Consider the following 17,717-nt stretch of genomic DNA (forward strand, 5'->3'; position numbering starts at 1 on the left):
GTACCTGGTCCGATTACCTCTGGGCGCGTCTTCCAGGGGATACGGTCGTGGGCGTTGACCCGGGGTCGTCTGTCGGCGGGAGGGGCATGACCGCGTTGATCCCCCCGGACGGGTCCGACCACCCGCCCTCGCCCTGGGTGGTGCGCCACGGTGGAGCCGCCAGGACCGCGCGTGATCGCCTGGCCGAGAACGCCGAGGGCGAGCGCGTTGTCGGAGCTGCCCGCCGCAGTGCCGTCGTCACCCCCGTCGGTGGTGCGGATGAACTCGTGACGACGCTGGACGCGACGCTCGGGGTGGTGGCGGTGACGAGCGGGACCTTCGGGCGCGTCGTCGGCTACGCCCGCGAAGGCGAACAGCGGCTGGACGTGCACCTGCTCTTCCCGGACCGCACGACGTTCTCACTGGCGCACAAGGCCGTTCGCGTGGACGCGGCCGCTGTGGCCTTCGACGGCGATCGCGTGGTCGTGCGCACCGCTCTGGTGACCGCCGAGCGACGGCACACCGGTGTGCACGTCCGGTTGCCGGGCTCGGACGCGGAGTCGGTGCACGACCTGGCCAGCGGCGAGGTTCGCGCGAGCACCGCGAGCGGGCACCGCGTCACCTCGCGGGTCGAGGCGGACTCGGCGTCGTTGGCGGTCAGCGACGACGTCATGGTGCGGGTGATGGGGGATGACGCGGTGCAAGCACTGCTCGCTGGCGGCCACACGACGCTCCAGCTGGAAGCCGGTGCGCGCCACGTCGAGCTGACCTGTGCCGACGGCACCGCGAGCATCTCCACCGCCGCAGGCGCCGTGATGATCGCCTGCTCGCGCAGTGGTCGGCGGGTGAAGGTCGACCGCGACGAGCTGACCGTCCAGTCCGCGGACGCGAGCGCGGGTGTGCGCTGGGACCGGGGGACGAGCACCTTGTCCGACGGCGGGGACGTGCCGCTCGACGGCCTGCACCTGCGCTGGTCCGATCGCGGCCTGGAGTTCGACCTCGGCGATGGGTTCACCGTCGTGGTCGCCGACCGAGTCCGGATCAGCTGGTGCGGCAAGACCTTCTCCGTCGGACAGGAAGACGTGATCATCGCCGACGAGGAGGAGAACTGGTACGTCGCGGCGGACGGCAGCCTCGGCACGGGCGCCTGCATGGTCACCACGGGACCGACGATCGACGGTTCGACGGAGGTGTTCGTGCGGTCGGTGGACCACGGCTGGTCCGCCTCCATGTGGTCGCACGGGACGTTCGTGGACGACGGCGCTGGTCTGCGGACCGTGCTGGATGAGCACGGAGCGGTGTTCACTCCCGCCTCGAGGACCGACAGCGCGGTGGTGTCCCAGCGTGACGAGAGGCGTCTCGTGGTCAACGCGGCGACCGCACGGGTGGAGATCGGGCACAGCGGGGGAGTCCTGCTGAAGTCGGGTCTCGCCGAGCTGCGTGTGCTCCCCACCTCTGACGGACGTGCGTTGAGGTCGACCATCGCCTGCGGTGACCTGTTCTCGGTGGTCGTGACCGACTGCGAGCGCGACGGGCTGGTGTGGCGGACGACCCACCGGAGCAGTTCGGTCAGCCACCTCGTTCGCGGTGCGGGCGAACTCGTGGTGCGCAACTCGCCCAGCGGGTCGGTGATCACCGCGACGGTCGACGAGGTGCGAGTGGTGCCGTTCGGCGCCAGCACCGAGCACGTCATCACCGTTTGAGGCCTACGCGCACCATTCCACCCCTGCGCGACGTGGCAGCCCGTGCTCGCTTCCACCGGGCGCACTCGCATTGTCCGCTGGGATGTTTCGCGGTGCGGGGAAGTGCCGTCGGTCTCAAATCGCTCGGCGGAACGATTACTCGAACGGGGGAGCTGAGCGGTGAATTCACCTGGGTATACCAGTCGTGTCGATGGGCTCACCGGTTACGTTGGCGTGGTGGAGGAGATCCTGCTGTCGAACTTCGGCGAACTTCTGTTCCAGTATCGAAAACGGGCAGGTCGGAGTCAGCAGGAACTCGCGCGGCTGTCCGGGGTCAGCGTGCGGGCGTTGCGGGAGCTCGAGCACGGGAGGGCGCGAGCGGCCCAGCGCCGGTCAGCGGAAGTGCTGGCGGACGCGCTGGGACTTGAGGGTGGTGACCGGGCCGGTTTCCTGAAGGCCGCGCAGGACGGACGCAGGCGTGGTGTGCAGCCGCCACCCGGCTCGTTGTGGGTCGACCTGCCGCTGTTGCCGGTCGAACAGGTCGGGAGGGACGAGGAGGTCGACCGGCTCCGGCAACTCCTCGCCGTCAGCGCCACCGTGGCGATCGTGGGGCAGCCGGGGGTGGGCAAGACCGTGCTGGCCGTGCTCGCGGCACATCGGTTGCGTCAGCAGTTCCCGGACGGTTGCTTCGCCATCGACCTGCGCGGTGTCGATGACGAGCCACTGCGAGTGCGGATGGTGTTCGACCGCCTGCTCAGGGCGTTCGGGTTGGCGCCTGCCGAGATCCCGGCGACCGAGGCCGAGCAGGCGGGCGTCTACCGGGCGACGCTGGCCAAGCGACGTGTGCTGGTGTTGTTGGACAACGCTTTCAACGAGGCGCAGATCCGGCCCCTGCTCACCTCGGCGTCGGACAGCCGCGTTCTCGTCACGTGTCGTCGCACGCTGGCCGGGCTCGAAGGAGTGCGCTGGTTGCACCTGGGACCGCTGTCCGAACTCTCCGCCCGCGAGCTGCTGCACGCTTTTGTCGGTCAGGACCGGATCGACGCGGAGTCGGAGGAGACGAACGAGCTCGTCGCGTTGTGCGGCAACCTGCCGTTGGCGTTGCGAATCGTCGGCGACCGCCTGGCGACCAGGCTGCAGTGGTCGATCGGCTACCTGGTCGACCAGTTGCGGGACGAGGGCACCAGGCTCACTTCGCTGTCCGCCGGTGACCTCCAGGTCCGACGGGTGTTCGAGGTGTCCTACCGCAGGCTCTCACCCCCCGCGCGCGCCCTGTTCTGCCGACTGGCGGTGGTGCCGGGAACGGACTTCGGCATCGAACTCGTGACGGTGGCCGGCGAGCTGACCGAATGGGACGCGATGGGCGTGCTCGACGAGCTGGTGGACGCGAGCATGTTGCTGACAGGACCGCAAGAGGGCCGGTTCCGGTTCCACGACCTGCTGCGGATCTTCGCGAAGGAGCGGTGGAAGGCGGAGCACGAGTCCGGCGAACGGGACAGGATCACCCGCGCGACGGTGTCCCACCTGCTGGGGGCGGCTTCCGCGGCAGGGATGCGGTTCTACCCGGACCCTCCGCCTGACGAGGTCTTCGACTCGTTCGACCAGGCCCGTGACTGGCTCGACCTCGAAAGGTCCAACTGGCTCGCGGCGGTGCGCAAGGCAGCGCGGATGGGGTGGCACGCCGAGGTTCTCGCGCTGGCCAGGGCGATGCACTGGTACTCCGACTCCTACTGGACGGTGCTGCCGTGGGAAGAGGTCTTCCGGCTCGGGCTGGCCGCGGCCCGTGCGCTGGACGATGCCTCTGCCGAGGCCCAGCAGCTGAACTTCGTGGGCTGGGCGATGCGGAAGGTGCAGGACGACGGGGCGGCGCTCGAGTGCCACCTGGAGGCTTTGCGGGTGGCCACCGAGAACGGCGATCTGCTGGAGCAGACGTGGGCACTTGCCTACGCGGGTACGAATCGCCTGCGCCTCGGCCAGCGCGAGGAGGCGTTGACGGATCTGCGGCGAGCTGTCGAACTGGCCGCGGACTTCGATTTCTGGACCGTCCAGCTACCCGTGGGTCACCGGTACGGCTTCCTCCTGCTGGACAGCGGCCGAGCAGCCGAAGGCCTCGCCGTCCAACAGGGGGTGTACGCGCACGCCGAACGACTTCTGAGCGCCGAGCGGCACGAGGGCCGTTTGCTGATCGCAGCCCAGGTGCTCGAGGGAGTCGCCCAGTGCCAGTACGCGCTGGGGCGGTGGGAGGACGCGGCGGCCGGGCACGCCGCCGCGCGCCACGTCTACGTCGACAGCGGTTCGGATGTTCTTGCCGTGCGCGCCGGACTACGGGAAGGCCAGTGCTGGATCGCGGCGGGCGACCACGAGAAGGCTCACGACGCGTTGGACTTCGCCCTTGTCCTGTCCGAGGAGAAGGCGTTGCCGACTTGGTCTGCCGAGGTGCGTGCCGCGCTCGCGCGGTTGTCGTCCTCGTGACCAGCCCGGTCCTCATGGCCGGGATTGATGCCGCCGATCCTCGCCGTAGGCACGGATCGGCGGCATCAAGGGAGTCCGCTCGGGTGCCGCGATGGATCAGGGCAACCGCGTCGAATGACCAGCCGGGCTCAGTACTCCACCCATAGCTGGACGTAGTCGGGGACGTCGCCGCGGCATTCGTGGTTGTGGCCGGGGTAGCTGTTCTGCGCCTTGTAGTGGCAGGAGAACGTCGCGAGCGCCGCTTCAGTCGCATTGGTCGCCCGCCACGACTGGACGTAGACCCAGATTCCGGCCGCCTGTGCCGATGTCGGAGTCACTGCGGCGAGGCCGGCGAGGACGGACAGGGCCATGGCGATGCTGGTGGCAACTTTTCGCATTCGAACCTTCCAGGGCTTGATGCCGGATGATCTTTCAATTCGGAACGTAACAGCGCCCTTGAGGAGACGGTGAAAAGGAAGTACGCACGGCCATCTTCGTTGCCCGATCCGGCCGAATGGCTCGACACGCGACGTCGACCCGGTAGCTGAACCGTGTCGACTCAACCGGTTTTCGTCGGCACGCACAGCGGGGTGAGCACCGCGCGCAGGGGAGCACTGGGGTAGATCTGGTGCACCCGGCACAGTCGCCCACGTGCGTCGTCGAGCAGTTCCACGTCGAATCGCGTGAGCAGTTCCGCCAGCAAGCCCGCGGTGAGAACCTTGTTGAACTGCTGTGCGACACAGCTGAAGGGACCACGCCCGAACGACGCCGTCCTGGGTGCCGGCTCCTGGAGGTGCCGGTCGGGGTCGTAGTCGTCGGGACGGTCGTGCACGCGCGTGCTGTCGCGGTTGATCACGCCCGGCGCGACGACGACGGACGAGCCCGCGGGCAGGTGGTAGCGCACCCCTTCCCGCTCGAACTCCAGCGGCTTCCGCAGGAAGCGGATCAGCAAGGACACGGGGTTGAGCCGCACCGTCTCCAGCAGGCACCTCGCCAGCAGTTCCCGCCGCGCCGCGGGGGTGTCGGCCCCGTGCACGCGCTCCACCAGCGCCGGTCTGGCAAGCACGTCGACCAGGGTCCAGTAGTTGTAGGTGCCGGGGTACGAGGTGGCGTACCAGATCACGGCCATGAACATCCAGCGCGCGTCGGCGACGCTCAGCGGCTGTCCGTCGACCCGCACCCGGTCGATCGCGGTCAGCAGCGGCGAGCTCGCGCTGTCGAACCGACCCAGTTCGGCGCTCAGCAAGCGGTGCAGTCCGCGCGTGGCGTGGTACTCCGGCATGGCGTAGTGCATCGGCGTCATCGCCAGGGCGGCGCGGAGGACGTCGCTGCCGTCGACGATCTTCCGGTACAGGCCGGTCAGCCGCGGGCCTACCGCGGACCAGAGCTGGTCACCCGCGAAATAGCGGCCGACCACCTCGTACACCAGGGGATGCACGGCTTCGGTCAGGTCGACGGTGCGCGGCCAGGCGGCCACCCGCTGTTCGACCACGTCGGCGATCAGGTCCGGCAACCGGGCTATCCGTTCCTGTGACAGCATTTCGGCGATCGTGCGCCGGGCGATCAGCACGAGGCGCTGCAGTGACTCGGTGTCCCGCCCGGTACGCGGGAACCAGTACCCCATGGTGGGCACCTTGCTCAGCACGGCGCCGAGCGTGGCGTGGTCGGCAGGCAGGTTCATGACCATGGCGTAGGCATCGTCGTACAGCAGGTAGGTCATGTCGTAGAGCTTCGGCACCCTCAACGTGAACATGGCACCGTACTGTTCGGCGTTGCGCCGCACCAGCTCCACCGGATCGGTGAGCACCGAGCGCAGACGCGTGTACAGCCCGTAGACGGGGATGCCATCCCGGCCCGCCAGCGCGAGCGGTGGATGCACGGTCCCGTCGGGAACTCGCACAGGTCTGTTGTGCCACCGCCAGCACGCTGCGGCGGTCCCCATGGCGAGTCCGCCCGCAGCAGTTGCGGCCAGTGCGCCGGCCATCTTCACGTGACCTCCAACGGGAACCAAGATCGTGGTTTCGCGCGGAAACGAGCGAGCAGGCCCGAGTCGCCCGGCCAAGGGAGCCACGGCCCCGCTCGCCCCACCCCGGTTCCTGCCCACCTGCCGGCAAACGTCTCTCCGACCATAGGGGGACGGAACTCGCCGGACGGCCCGGTGCCCGATCACCCCGGAAGTTCGAGTACGCCGGGCAACCTGGTGGTCTTTCCAGCGGGCCTGTGCCTAGGTGGTGGGGGAGCGTGATCAGGTGGAGTGACTTTTCGGCCAGAGTGGACATCGGAGAAGGTCTGGAAGTCGGCAGAGTCCCGCGGATTCAACGGCGCTTCCCACGCCCGGCTGGGCAACCTCGTAGCGGCGCTGGGTGCCGAACCGCGCTCGATCGAGCCAGTGCTTCGAATCGCCGCGACGAGCTCGTCGAAGACCGTGTTCACGCGCATACGTTGGCAGGCGGCATCTCCCGCGATCACGGCGCAGGTGTTCGCCCTCTTGGCCGCGGGTGCGATCGGTGTACCGCCACGTGACGCACTACCCATGACGGTAGTGTCCAGCCTCTGCTGGGCGGGCTTGGAGGTCGCTCTGGGCGCATGTTCACGCCACGGTGAAGTCCTACACGGAGGCACTCACCGCGCTGCACCGGCGGGCGCGCCTGATGTTGTTGAGGAATCGTTGGCACGACCAGGGCGATGAGCACGAAAGGCCGGCAACGGGTGACGGTCGAGGAGAACACGGTCCCGGCCCGCGTGGCGTGAACCCGGCCGCCGGGGTGGAGCGTGTGGCGGGGTGATCGCGACGGCGTGGTGTCCGATGGTGTCCGCGACTGGTGTCGACCTGGAACACCGCGCCGGGCGATCTGGGGCGCTACTGGAACCGGTCGCGGGTCGCGGCCACGATCTCCCCGGCTATGACCGTCTCCAACGCGGTGTACTTGATGGGATCATTCCCGGTCTGCACGGAGAGGCAGCCAGACTCGGTGCCGCGGAACCAGCCACCTTCCCCGCTGTGCGTGGACAGGCAGTCGCGCAGCTCGACCTGCTCCGCGCCGCCCCGCGAGGCGGTCGAGCGACCGAGGTGGACGTGGCTGCCGCCTTCGGACAGGCCAAGGGCACGTGCCCCCTTGCGGGTGGTGGCTCGGTCAACGGTGTAGCTCACCTGGAAGATCCGGTCGTGCGCCGCGCTTGCCTTGCGGATCTCGTCGTCCAGTGTCATCGGGCCTCCCGCTTTGCGCTCATAGATCGTGCATCGCCTCAGCTCAGCGGTCCATTACCGGGCTCGACCAGGTCGCGGACGAGGACGTTGGTGAGCGACAGCGGCGGGGAAAGGGCGGAGCTGATCCGCACCCCGCAGTGAGGTCCCAGGTGGTGAGGTTGGCAGGGAATTGCTGGTCACGCCTCCATCGCGTCGGCGGGACGTCCCGCCGACCTGTGGGCCCTGGCAGACCGTGTACGGATTGTTCCGGCGTTGCAACGCGCCGGGGTCTGGGCGGTGGTCCTGACCGAGTTGCAGGCCCGTGCGGATGTCGCCGGGCTGATCGAGTGGGACGTGAGTGTGGATTCCACGATCATGCGGGCGCACCGGCATGCAGCAGCGTCACGCGGTCGAGTACGGCATCGGTCTGCTCAAGCAGCATCGAGCGGTGGCTGCTCGCTACGACAAATTCGCCGTTCGCTATCAGCCACGGTGCAGGTCGCGGCCATCAATATCTGGCTGCGCTACATCCAGACACGGCCTAGGCGGTGAGCACACCGCTGCCGAGCAACCTGCTCACGGCCGAGGAGGCGGAATGCCGGGCCGGTGTGCGCTGATGCTCACCCACTTCTGGCCGGTACCGATCGGGCCGCTTCTGCGGCGACGGCCCGATCGACGTTGGCCGAGGACGTGCTCATCGCGGACGAAGCACTCGACCCGTCCTGACCCCTGGCTCCGTTCCCGGCCACGGCACGGGCGAGGTGCCCATCTGATCGGACAACCACGGCTAGGGCAGGGCTAGGTGGCTCCACGCGGTGGTGTTGGTGGTGAGGTGCAGGAGGAGGGCTTCGAGGTCGTGGTGGGGCTCGGGGTCCGTGTGGTTCCAGGTGGGGATGATGCTGATGCCGTCGGCCGCGGCGGTGACGAGGGCGGTGATGTGGGGTGGGAGGCCGTCGTCGGCGAGGTCGTCGCGCCAGCGGCGGGTGTCGGCGTGGGCGAGGTCGGTGATCTCGGGGATGGCGGCCAGGTGGCCGATGAGGGGCCCCAGGTCGTGGAAGGTGTCGGGGTCGCGGGAGAGGGCCGCGCTGACCCGGATGTAGGCGCGGGTGAGGCGGCCCGGTGCGAGGTCACCGTGGTCCACCGCGGCGGTGACATCGGCGCGGAAGCGGTCGAACAGGTCTTGGGCGAGCGCCCGGACCAGGTCGTCCTTGGTGGCGAAGTGGTGCAGGAGGCCACCTTTGGACACGCCTGCCTGCTTGGCGATGTGGTCGAGGGTCGCCGCGGCGCCGCGGGCGCGGATGCACACGCCCGCGGCGTCCAGCAGCGCGCGGCGGGTGTCCTCGCGGGTGCGTCCGGCTACGCGCGGCATCAGGTCACTCCTTGGTCCAGGTGGTCGTGGCGGTCCCGGTCTTCCTACCGGAGGGGATGGTGCGCCAGGCGATGAGGGCCGCGATCACGGTGATGCCCGCGGCGACCAGGGAGGTGACCTGCATGGCGGCGGTGAATGCCTCGCGGGCCGCATGGCCCAGTGCGGAGTCGGGGCCGACGCTGTTCACAGCGGAGGCCAGCGAGTCCTCGACGGCGGCGCGGACGGGATCCGGCACGTCGACGGGAAGGTCCAGCGACGCCCGGTAGAAGAGGGTCACCCCGGAGCCGAGCAGGGCGATGCCGAGGGCCCCGCCGAGTTCGTAGGCGGTCTCGGCGATGGCGGAGGCCGCGCCCGCGCGGTGGGTGGGCACCGCGGAGACCACGGCGTCGACGGTCAGGGTCATCGCCACCCCGACGCCCAGGCCGAGCGGGAGCAGCGCGAGGACCAGCCAGAGGTGGTGGTCGGCCCCCTCGGCGGCGGCGATGAGCGCCAGGCCCAGCGCGCCGAACAGCAGGCCTGCGGCCACAGCGCGCCCGGTGCCCAGGCGCGCGACGAGGACGCCGACGACGGCGACGACCAGGATCGACGCGATCGTGGTGGGCAGTTCGACCAGTCCCGCGGACAGCGGGCCAAGACCGCGGACGAGTTGCAGGTACTGGGAGAAGAAGAACAGCAGACCCGTCAACGCGAAGATCGCGACGACGTTGGCCAGCACAGCACCGCTGAACGCCTTGTTGGCGAACAGGCTCACGTCGATCAGCGGTGTGTCCAGTCGGCGCTGACGACGGACGAACAGCGCACCCGACGCCACGCCGACCAGCACGGCCACCACGGCCTGGACGTCGACGCCCGAACCGATCGCGTGCTTGACGGAGTAGACCAGCGGCACGATCGCGGTCATCGACAGCGCCGCGGACAGCAGGTCGAACCGGCCCGGTCGGGGATCGCGTGACTCCGGCAGCAGCAACGCTCCCGACACGAGGAACACCAGCACCACGGGAACGTTGATCAGGAACACCGAACCCCACCAGAAGTTCTCCAACAACGCCCCGCCGACCAGCGGTCCCAACGCCATCCCGCCCCCCGAGGCCGCCGACCAGATCGCGATCGCCCTGGTTCGCTCCGCCCGGTCGGGGAACGTGTTCCGGATGATCGACAGCGTGGAGGGCATGATCGTCGCCCCCGCCACGCCCAGCAGCAGCCGCGCCGCGATCAGCGCCTCCGCGCTGGGCGCGAACGCCGCCAGCGCCGAGGCGACGCCGAACGCGGCCGTCCCCGCCAGCAGCACCCGCTTGCGCCCGAACCGGTCGGCCAGCGTCCCCGTCGTGACCAGCAGGCCCGCCAGCGCCAGGGCGTAGACGTCCCCGATCCACAGGACCTGCGTCGAGCTCGGGGCCAGGTCCGCGGTCAACGAGGGCACCGCCAGGTACAGCACCGTGCCGTCGATGGCGAGCAGCAGCATCGAACCGACCAGCACGCCCAGTGCCGCCCACCTGCGCGGATACGGGATCGTCACCTTCTCGGCCACACGGGCGTCGTCACGGGTCATCCCAGTATTGTACCGGCCGGACGGTACAATAAATCGAGCGCAGGGTCCACCACCCCGTCCGCGAGACCCTCGAAGGTATGTACTGGCAGGTGTCTGCCTTGGGCGGTCACGGCCCGCGATGCTCTTGGCATGACGAAGAAGAGCGTTCCGATCACCGTCTTCGCGCGTGCGACGTCCGGCCCCGCCCACACCCACCGGGTCGTCGTGCCGATCGACCTCACCCTGGTGTTCAAGCCGTGGGGACCGTTTCCCGGCGTCGCGGAGGTGCGCGACCAGACCGGCACCTGGGACCGGCCGGGGACCTCGCGCCAGACCTGGTTCACCGACGGCTCCAGGGCCGACGAGCGGCTCACCGAGATCGTGGACGGACACGGGTTCGCCTACGAGCTCAGCGGTTTCACCAACGTGCTGGCCAAGCTGGTCTCCGGGGTGCGCGGCGAGTGGTCGTTCCTCCCCGACGGCACCGGCACGTCGATCCGGTGGACCTACGACTTCCAGCCGCTGCCCGGCCGCTACTGGATCGTCGCCGGGCCGTTCAAGCCGCTGTGGACCCGATACATGCGCGCCGCGCTCGCCCGGATGGTGACCGTGGTGCAGAACACGCCGGGTGCGACCATGGAGGGGTGAGCGACCTGAGCTTCGGTGCCCTGGTGCGCGGCTGGCGCGACCGCCTCGACCCGGCCGATGCCGGCTACGCCAGGTCGGCTCGACGGCGCGCTCCCGGCCTGCGCCGCGAGGAACTCGCCGAGCTCGCCGGTCTTTCCCACGAGTACGTGCTGCGACTGGAGCAGAGCCGGGCCACCAACCCGTCCGTCCAGGTGGTGTCGGCCTTGGCCCGCGCGCTGCGGCTTTCCCCTGCCGAACGCGACCAGCTCTTCCGCGCCGCAGGTCAGCTCGCGCCCCGCGACCAGACGGTCGGCACCCACGTGCCGCCGAGCATCCGCCGCCTTGTCGACCGCCTCGGCGATCTCCCGATCGGCGTGTTCGCCGCTGATTGGAGCCTGCTGTGGTGGAACGACCTGTGGACGGCTCTGCACGGCGATCCATCCGACCTGCCGCCCGCCGAGCGCAACCTCGTCCGCGCCCTCTTCGGCACGGGCGAGGGCCGCTGGCACCTGCGCCCGGTCACGTCGACCGCCGGACCGCTTGCTTTCGAGACCGCGATCGTCACGGACTTGCGCGAAGCGGTCTCCCGCTACCCGGCCGACCCGGACCTGGCGGCGCTCGTGGACGGCACGCGGGCGTCCTCGCCCCTCTTCGGTGAGCTGTGGTCGGTAGCGGGCATGGGACAGCTCACCGGTGACATCAAGACGATCAGCCATCCCGAGCTGGGTGACATCACCCTGGACTGCGACGTGCTGACCGTGCCCGGCGTCGACCTGCGCATCGTCACCTACACGGCAGCCACGGGAACCAGAGGCGCCGACCAGCTCGACCTCCTGCGGGCGTCCCGGCTCAGCGAGGCACGCTGACGACGCCGACGAGTTCCGGACCGGCACGGCCGGTACCTCGGCAGTTGCCCGCCGCCCCATCGGCGTTCGTCGGCCGCGTCGACGAGCTCGCACAGTTGACCGCGGTACCGGAGCAGTCGGCGTCCGGGATGGTGATGATCTCAGCGTTGGCCGGGACGGGAGGGATCGGCAAGACCTGGCTTGCCCTGCACAGGGCGCGCACCCGCGTCGACCGGTTCCCCGACGGGCAACTGTTCATCGGTTGTCCCGCATGCCTCCTGTGGCTGGTTGACTGATCCGGCGCTACTTGACGCTGGCCGTCAAGTACTTGACACTGGCCGTCAAGGGGGTGGCCCGATGTCGGATGCGCACAGCGCACTGGTCGAGCAGTTGGTCGCCGTGGTGCGGCAGCGACTGCTCGACCCGCTGGAGATCCTGCTGGGCGTCGACCAGCCGGCGGACCGAGTCCTGGCGGCGGCCGAGGACTGGGGGGCGCAGCTGCTCGGCGAGGACCAGGCCGCCGCGGTGATGTGTGCCGCCCGACTGATCGCCGCGCTCTACCCCGGTGATCGCTTCGAGCCGCCGGTCGACTGGTGGGGTACGCCGTTGGGACGGGTTGTCGCGCGGCGGGCCGGCTATCCGGGCGTGGACCACGTCTCCTACAGCGTCGCCGGTGCCATGCTCGGTATCACCCGGCAGGGCGTGCACGACCTCGTGACCAGGGGAAAGCTCGACCGTCACGTCGACGGCGGCGTCACGACGGAGTCCATCGGACATCGGATGAGGAGCCTGTGATGATCGATTTCGGCGGATCGGGACCGCAGGTGCTCCTGCTGCACGGTCTGGGCGGTAGCGCGGAGGACTGGCGTGAGTTCGCGGGCCACCTCACCGACACCCACCATGTGCTCGCCGTTGATCTGCGTGCGGAACTGCCGTGGTCATGGGACATCGCACTGGCCGACATCGAAGCGCTCGACCTGGACAACCCCGCCGTGGTCGGCATGTCCTACGGCGGCATGATCGCCGGCCGATGGGCGGCACGACACCCGGAGTGCCCCGCTGTGATCAGCATCGACGGCCATCGCGGCGGCCTCACCGCACCGGCGAACTACCCCGGCATGGTGTCCACCCGAGTCGAATCGGAACTGGCCGCGCTGCGGACGGTGTTCGAGGCGCAAGCGCAGACCCCCTTCCTGGAGGTCGTGTTCGACGCTTTCGTCGCGGACGACACCATCGACGCCTTCGCCAAGGCGCAATGCCCGACCCTGGTGTTGTTGGCGACGAGGAACATCCAGCAGGCACGGGACTTCGAGGAGTTGATGGCCGCGGGCCGCCGCGGCGTCGAACGCGACCTGACCACCGCGGCCGCGGCGAATCCGAACCTCACCGTCGTGAAGGTCGACGGCACCCACGGCATGGTCACGGCGCAGCCCGCCGCCATCGCCGCCATCGTCCGCGAGTACCTGCCGCCGTCTCGGAACAACCTCTAACCCCACGCGCGACCGACCAGTCGGCGATCATCATTCTGCCCGGTGACCAGCGGTCGACTCGTGCCGGCGGCCGTGCTCGCGGGAACATCGCAGTCCACGCCCAAAACATGGAATGGGCAGCCTGGTCGGGTTTCGGTCAGCGGCGCCAAAACCTCATAAGGTGAGCTGTGCGGTTCGCGCCGATATGAACGATTTGTCGTCATAATCCCTGGTCAGCGGCTCACTGTCACGCAATGGCCTTGTTCCAGCCACTTTTCCGCCATGCATCCGCGCATACCATCCGGGCGGTTCGACATCGGCGAAAGGCAGGACATGAGAAGAAGTGGCGCGATTTCCGCACTGGCCATCGCCGCGGCCGTGGTCGTGACGAGCACGGTCGCGGCCGACGGCTCTCCAGGGCGGGGTGATGACGAACGGGCGGTCGAGCAGGCTCTGCACGACCGGCAGCCCACGAACGTCATCGTGCTGATCGGTGACGGCATGGGCGTCCAGGAGATCACCGCCGCCCGGTACTACCAGGGCGTGCGGAACAAGCTCAACGTGGACCGGTTGCCGTTGACCGGGTTCGACACGACCTGGTCGGTCAAGCCCGCGCCGAAGGCGCCCTACCTCCCCGACTACGACCCCGACTCGGCGTCCACCGGGACGATGTGGGCCACGGGCGTGAAGACCCTCGACGAGCGGATCTCGCAGGGCCCCAGCAGCGCGATCGACGTACCGGGCCGCAACTACGAGTCGGTGATGGAGAAGGCGAAGAAGCGCGGCCAGAAGGTCGGCGACGTCACCACCGCCGAGCTCACCGACGCCACCCCGGCCGTGCAGGGGGCGCACATCTCGCTGCGCGGCTGCCAGGGACCCGCCGACATGACGGCGTGCGCCAAGGAGACCAAGGACGTCGGCGGACTCGGCTCGATCGCCGAGCAGGAGGTCGACAACCACTTCGACGTGCTGTTCGGCGGCGGCCGCAACCGGTTCACCCAGACCGTGACCGGCGGCACGGACAAGGGCAGGACCGTGGTCGACTCGGCCACGCGGCAGGGCTACCAGTACGTCACCGACGCCGCGGGCCTGGGCAAGGTCGACAGCCGCAAGCCGGTGCTCGGCCTGTTCACCCCGAGCACGATGTCGGTGGAGTGGAGTGGCCCGGCCGCGTCCACCGGCAAGGGCAACGCGCCCGCGACGTGCGTGGAGAACCAGCGTCCCGCGAACGAGCCGAGCCTGGCCGACATGACCACCAAGGCCATCAAGCTGCTGGAGAACCGTCGCGGGTTCTTCCTCCAGGTCGAGGGCGCCTCGATCGACAAGCAGGACCACGCCACCAACGCGTGCGGGCAGATCGGCGAGACCGTGGCCTTCGACAAGGCCATTGGCGTCGCGCTGGACTACCAGAAGGCGCACCCCGACACCCTGGTCGTGGTCACCGCGGATCACTCCCACACGAGCCAGATCGTGTCCGAGGACGCGAGCGGGACCGGACTGCCGACCGGCTACTCGACCAACGTCGTCACCAAGGACGGGCAGACCCTGACGCTCGCCTACAACACCGCCGGCTACGGCGGCCCCGGCGCACCGCCGGTGGCCACCCCGCCGAGCCAGCAGCACACCGGTGCGGCCGTTCCCGTCTGGGCCATCGGCCCACGCGCGACCGACGTGCTGGGCACCAACGACCACACGGACCTGTTCCACACCCTGGGCGGCTGAGCCGAGCTGTGCGAAGGGCCGGCGGGACGCCCGCTGGCCCTTCGCCGTGTGCGGAAAGGCGGTCGATCGCACCGCGCCGATCCTGCCCGTGATACCCACCACCCCGGCGCGGATGACCCACGACTACGTGCGCCACGGCACCACCAGCCTGTTCGCCGCCCTGGACCTGTCCAGTTGGCCACGATCGCCATCAATCTTCCACAAGTGCAACTATCGCATCACGGACCGCATGGTAGCGAACCAGTGATAGGCGAATTGGAGATTTTGTCAACCGGTCGTGATGCCAGATGGAAATTTGAAAGTGTTCTGAATTGTCGATGGAGTCGATCTCATGATACATGATCGTGTGTTCGGCAAAAATGGTTTCGATCACTAAGCGATCCTCGTACACTGCGACATGCAAATTTTGATATTGAAAACGCACCCAGCCGATCCAGCCGGTACATCCATCCTCGGCGACCGGTTGCGCGGCAGGTCTTGGCATTTGCCCCACTGGCCTACCGCGGCCCACGAGAACCGGGAGAAACCATCGAAACGTGACGTACAGTGAACTGCATATAATTATGGCAAGACCTGTATTGTCGGGCAGTCCGGTCAGCCCAAAAATAACACATACACCGTAGATGCCAGCAGCAGGTGCAAGGTAGTCCGCTAATCGTCGAACAACTTTACTCATGTATCCCCCTTGGGCGGAATTGTACACCTCTTGAGGTTCTGTTCATGCGCGCAGTCGACATCGGCGCTGCTCACCGACTGGGCATGACCGTCGGAGACCGCCGTCGAATCCAGTGCAGAAACCGATGACCCTCAACATTTACCTGGACGGCATTGTCGAACACACTGCAATACGCTGGCCGTGGGTGCATGACGTCTGCTGGCCGCCGCGCGTCGCGCGAGGTGATGCCGTGTCGACCAGCTGGCCGTCCGCCAACTGCATAGCGTCACCTCAGTGCTGAACAACACCAAGAAAACTCACGACAGACCTAGGGGAAACCATGCCGTTCGCCAACTTCAAGGTCCCTGCCGGCACGATCACACCGGAGCAGAAAAAGCTGAACATCGACCGCACCACCGACCTCTACGGCGAAGCCGCCCGACAGAACGTGCTCGTGCTCGTCGACGAGGTCGTCGACGGCGGCTGAGGCATCGGCGGCACCGTGCTCACCGCCGCCACGCTCAACGGCGACCAGTGACCCGGCCCGGCGGCGGCCGCGACCGCGGAGTCAAGCTGCACTTGCTTCGAAGTCAAGCAAGTCGCGTCCGACACGTCAGCGCGGAGGTCCGAGGACGACGTTGCCGCTCAGCTCGGCGGCTTCGGCGAGCAGCCGCGGCGTGATCTCGAAGCCTTCCGGACGCGGCTCACGCAGGTCGCGGCCCGCGTGGCGGAACATCTTCTCCAGTCCACCGGGTGTGGCGATGAGCAGCAGGTCGGCCTTCTTCGAGGTGATGCGGTAGCTGTGCGGGATGCGTCGCGGCAGGAAGACGATGCCGCCCTCGGCCAGCTCGTGCTCCTCGTCACCGGCCCACACCATGGCCGAACCGGACAGCAGAAGGAAGACCTCGTCCTCGTTGTTGTGCAGGTGAAACGGTGGAGCTTCGCCCTCGCTGACGTCGAACCGGCCGACAGTGAGCTGCCCGCCCGTCGCCTCGGAATCGAGCAGGACGCTGAAGACGCTCCCACCGATCCACTCCAGCTGCTGCTGATCTTCCCGCTGGGCGAGGTAGGGAATGCTCATGCACAGTCCTCGGACTCAGTGGACAGCGGCGCCGTCCTCCTCTCCGCCTACCCTGCCCCGCACGAGCTGCCGATCTCCACCTTCCGCAGTGCTCACCCCTGCTCAAAACTGCCCACGCACCTCGCCAGGCAGGCTGATGTGCGGTACCGGCCTTCCGCGACGAGGTGCTTCGACACGGCCATCCGGGCTGGAAGGCCAGGTGGACGCCGTCCGGTTCGTGGACGATCCGGCCGGCCGTCGGTGGCGGGAAGTGGGTGCCCAGTACGAGCGTGTCGGTTCCGGCGAGCGACTGCAGCAGGGTATGCCGGGTGGCCCTGGCCTGCGCCGGGTCGACGTCGACGCAGCTGGTCACTTCGGGGTCGGCGATCTGCACCGGGTGGTGGACGCAGTCGCCGGTGATCAGGGCCGTCTCGCCGGCGCTCGTCAGCTCGACCGCCACGTGGCCCGGAGTGTGGCCCGGCGTGGGGATCAGCCGCACCCCGTCCGCGACCTCGACGCCGTCCGCGGCGACGTCGACGAGGTCCAGCAGGCCGGCGTTCTCGACGGGGTGAACTGAGTCGCGGAACATCTGCAGCCGTGGTTCGTCCATGTCCTGCGCCGCCCAGTACTCCCGCTCGAGCTTCGAGGTCGCGTAACGCGCGTTCGTGAACAGGGGGACCCATTCGCCGTTCACCTCGTGGGTGTTCCAGCCCACGTGGTCGGTGTGCAGGTGGGTGAGCAGCACGAGGTCCACGGTGCCGGGCTCGACGCCGACGTCCACGAGCCGGTCGTGGTACCCGGTGCGCAGGTTGTGCCACGCGGGGTTGGCGCGCTCCTTGCGGTTGCCGATGCCGGTGTCGATCACGATGCGCCTGCCATCGCTGACGACGACGAAGCTGTGGCTGGCGAGCCGGAGGATGCCGTCCTCGGTGGCGAAGTCGGGCTTGAGCCAGGCGTGGCGGTCCACGACCTCGGGGGTCGCCGCGGGAAGCAACCACGGTCCGGTCTCGGGTGGCAGTTCCGTTTCGTCGATCCGGTGCACAGTCAGGTTTCCCACGCTCCACGAAGGCATTCCGACTCCTTTGAGGACATTCATCCGCGCTGCCGTCACCGTGACGATCTACTCCGGGAAGCGCTCTGCGG

Annotated in this window: 16 protein-coding genes and 1 pseudogene; 9 read left to right on the top strand and 8 right to left on the bottom strand. The window is 68.6% G+C overall.

Annotated elements, in window-relative coordinates:
• Nucleotides 1-86 precede the first annotated feature (86 nt).
• Nucleotides 87-1,682, top strand: a complete 1,596-nt coding sequence (locus CLV43_RS27485) for a hypothetical protein (RefSeq protein ID WP_106190366.1) — start codon at nt 87-89, stop codon at nt 1,680-1,682.
• Between the two features lie 216 nt (nt 1,683-1,898).
• Entirely contained in the window at nt 1,899-4,133 is a 2,235-nt protein-coding gene (locus tag CLV43_RS27490) for an ATP-binding protein (protein WP_170156034.1), read from the top strand.
• Between the two features lie 128 nt (nt 4,134-4,261).
• Here the strand turns inward: CLV43_RS27490 and CLV43_RS27495 are convergent, their stop codons facing one another.
• The 5 genes from CLV43_RS27495 to CLV43_RS27520 form a co-directional block, all read right to left on the bottom strand.
• Nucleotides 4,262-4,483, bottom strand: coding sequence for a hypothetical protein (locus CLV43_RS27495; RefSeq protein WP_170156035.1), 222 nt, complete (start codon nt 4,481-4,483; stop codon nt 4,262-4,264).
• A 188-nt stretch (nt 4,484-4,671) separates the two neighbouring features.
• Nucleotides 4,672-6,096, bottom strand: a complete 1,425-nt coding sequence (locus tag CLV43_RS27500; RefSeq protein WP_245887054.1) for a cytochrome P450 — start codon at nt 6,094-6,096, stop codon at nt 4,672-4,674.
• A gap of 876 nt (nt 6,097-6,972) precedes the next feature.
• Complete coding sequence (locus tag CLV43_RS27505; protein ID WP_106190374.1) at nt 6,973-7,320, bottom strand: hypothetical protein; 348 nt, start codon at nt 7,318-7,320, stop codon at nt 6,973-6,975.
• 766 nt (nt 7,321-8,086) lie between these two features.
• Nucleotides 8,087-8,668: a TetR/AcrR family transcriptional regulator gene (locus tag CLV43_RS27515; protein WP_106190376.1), complete on the bottom strand. Its 582-nt coding sequence runs from the start codon at nt 8,666-8,668 to the stop codon at nt 8,087-8,089.
• A gap of 4 nt (nt 8,669-8,672) precedes the next feature.
• A complete protein-coding gene (locus CLV43_RS27520; protein WP_106190377.1) occupies nt 8,673-10,217 on the bottom strand; it encodes an MFS transporter in 1,545 nt (514 codons plus the stop codon).
• A gap of 129 nt (nt 10,218-10,346) precedes the next feature.
• Between CLV43_RS27520 and CLV43_RS27525 the strand changes: the two genes are divergently transcribed.
• The 6 genes and pseudogenes from CLV43_RS27525 to CLV43_RS49475 all read left to right on the top strand — a co-directional run.
• Entirely contained in the window at nt 10,347-10,844 is a 498-nt protein-coding gene (locus CLV43_RS27525) for an SRPBCC family protein (RefSeq protein WP_106190379.1), read from the top strand.
• Nucleotides 10,841-11,689, top strand: coding sequence for a helix-turn-helix transcriptional regulator (locus CLV43_RS27530; protein WP_106190381.1), 849 nt, complete (start codon nt 10,841-10,843; stop codon nt 11,687-11,689). Before CLV43_RS27525 ends, CLV43_RS27530 begins: the two co-directional genes overlap by 4 nt.
• A gap of 336 nt (nt 11,690-12,025) precedes the next feature.
• Entirely contained in the window at nt 12,026-12,463 is a 438-nt protein-coding gene (locus tag CLV43_RS27540; RefSeq protein ID WP_106190384.1) for a hypothetical protein, read from the top strand.
• On the top strand, nt 12,463-13,158 hold the full coding sequence (locus tag CLV43_RS27545; RefSeq protein ID WP_106190385.1) for an alpha/beta fold hydrolase: 696 nt from the start codon (nt 12,463-12,465) through the stop codon (nt 13,156-13,158). Before CLV43_RS27540 ends, CLV43_RS27545 begins: the two co-directional genes overlap by 1 nt.
• Before the next feature lie 312 nt (nt 13,159-13,470).
• Complete coding sequence (locus CLV43_RS27550; protein ID WP_106190387.1) at nt 13,471-14,859, top strand: alkaline phosphatase; 1,389 nt, start codon at nt 13,471-13,473, stop codon at nt 14,857-14,859.
• A 55-nt stretch (nt 14,860-14,914) separates the two neighbouring features.
• Nucleotides 14,915-15,034 (top strand): annotated as a pseudogene (locus tag CLV43_RS49475) (IS630 family transposase); the annotation flags it as partial.
• A 15-nt stretch (nt 15,035-15,049) separates the two neighbouring features.
• On the opposite strand, the gene CLV43_RS47940 reads toward CLV43_RS49475, so the two are convergent.
• Entirely contained in the window at nt 15,050-15,535 is a 486-nt protein-coding gene (locus tag CLV43_RS47940; protein ID WP_170156010.1) for a hypothetical protein, read from the bottom strand.
• Nucleotides 15,536-15,854: 319 nt separating this feature from the next.
• Here CLV43_RS47940 and CLV43_RS27560 point away from each other — a divergent pair, with 319 nt between their 5' ends.
• Complete coding sequence (locus CLV43_RS27560; protein WP_106190389.1) at nt 15,855-16,001, top strand: tautomerase family protein; 147 nt, start codon at nt 15,855-15,857, stop codon at nt 15,999-16,001.
• A 126-nt stretch (nt 16,002-16,127) separates the two neighbouring features.
• Here CLV43_RS27560 and CLV43_RS27565 read toward each other — a convergent pair whose 3' ends face one another.
• A complete protein-coding gene (locus CLV43_RS27565; protein WP_245887055.1) occupies nt 16,128-16,439 on the bottom strand; it encodes a cupin domain-containing protein in 312 nt (103 codons plus the stop codon).
• On the bottom strand, nt 16,375-17,646 hold the full coding sequence (locus CLV43_RS27570) for an MBL fold metallo-hydrolase (RefSeq protein ID WP_245887039.1): 1,272 nt from the start codon (nt 17,644-17,646) through the stop codon (nt 16,375-16,377). Before CLV43_RS27570 ends, CLV43_RS27565 begins: the two co-directional genes overlap by 65 nt.
• Nucleotides 17,647-17,717: the final 71 nt, after the last annotated feature.

Origin of the sequence: Umezawaea tangerina, from assembly GCF_003002815.1 — a bacterium.
Lineage (GTDB): Bacteria > Actinomycetota > Actinomycetes > Mycobacteriales > Pseudonocardiaceae > Umezawaea > Umezawaea tangerina.

Bases quoted from the DNA above. Each gene is read 5' to 3' on its own strand.
- CLV43_RS27485 (WP_106190366.1), top strand. From the start codon at position 87: ATGACCGCGTTGATCCCCCCGGACGGGTCCGACCACCCGCCCTCGCCC.
- CLV43_RS27495 (WP_170156035.1), bottom strand. From the start codon at position 4,483: ATGGCCCTGTCCGTCCTCGCCGGCCTCGCCGCAGTGACTCCGACATCG.
- CLV43_RS27500 (WP_245887054.1), bottom strand. From the start codon at position 6,096: ATGGCCGGCGCACTGGCCGCAACTGCTGCGGGCGGACTCGCCATGGGG.
- CLV43_RS27505 (WP_106190374.1), bottom strand. From the start codon at position 7,320: ATGACACTGGACGACGAGATCCGCAAGGCAAGCGCGGCGCACGACCGG.
- CLV43_RS27515 (WP_106190376.1), bottom strand. From the start codon at position 8,668: ATGCCGCGCGTAGCCGGACGCACCCGCGAGGACACCCGCCGCGCGCTG.
- CLV43_RS27520 (WP_106190377.1), bottom strand. From the start codon at position 10,217: ATGACCCGTGACGACGCCCGTGTGGCCGAGAAGGTGACGATCCCGTAT.
- CLV43_RS27525 (WP_106190379.1), top strand. From the start codon at position 10,347: ATGACGAAGAAGAGCGTTCCGATCACCGTCTTCGCGCGTGCGACGTCC.
- CLV43_RS27540 (WP_106190384.1), top strand. From the start codon at position 12,026: ATGTCGGATGCGCACAGCGCACTGGTCGAGCAGTTGGTCGCCGTGGTG.
- CLV43_RS27545 (WP_106190385.1), top strand. From the start codon at position 12,463: ATGATCGATTTCGGCGGATCGGGACCGCAGGTGCTCCTGCTGCACGGT.
- CLV43_RS27550 (WP_106190387.1), top strand. From the start codon at position 13,471: ATGAGAAGAAGTGGCGCGATTTCCGCACTGGCCATCGCCGCGGCCGTG.
- CLV43_RS47940 (WP_170156010.1), bottom strand. From the start codon at position 15,535: ATGAGTAAAGTTGTTCGACGATTAGCGGACTACCTTGCACCTGCTGCT.
- CLV43_RS27560 (WP_106190389.1), top strand. From the start codon at position 15,855: ATGCCGTTCGCCAACTTCAAGGTCCCTGCCGGCACGATCACACCGGAG.
- CLV43_RS27570 (WP_245887039.1), bottom strand. From the start codon at position 17,646: ATGCCTTCGTGGAGCGTGGGAAACCTGACTGTGCACCGGATCGACGAA.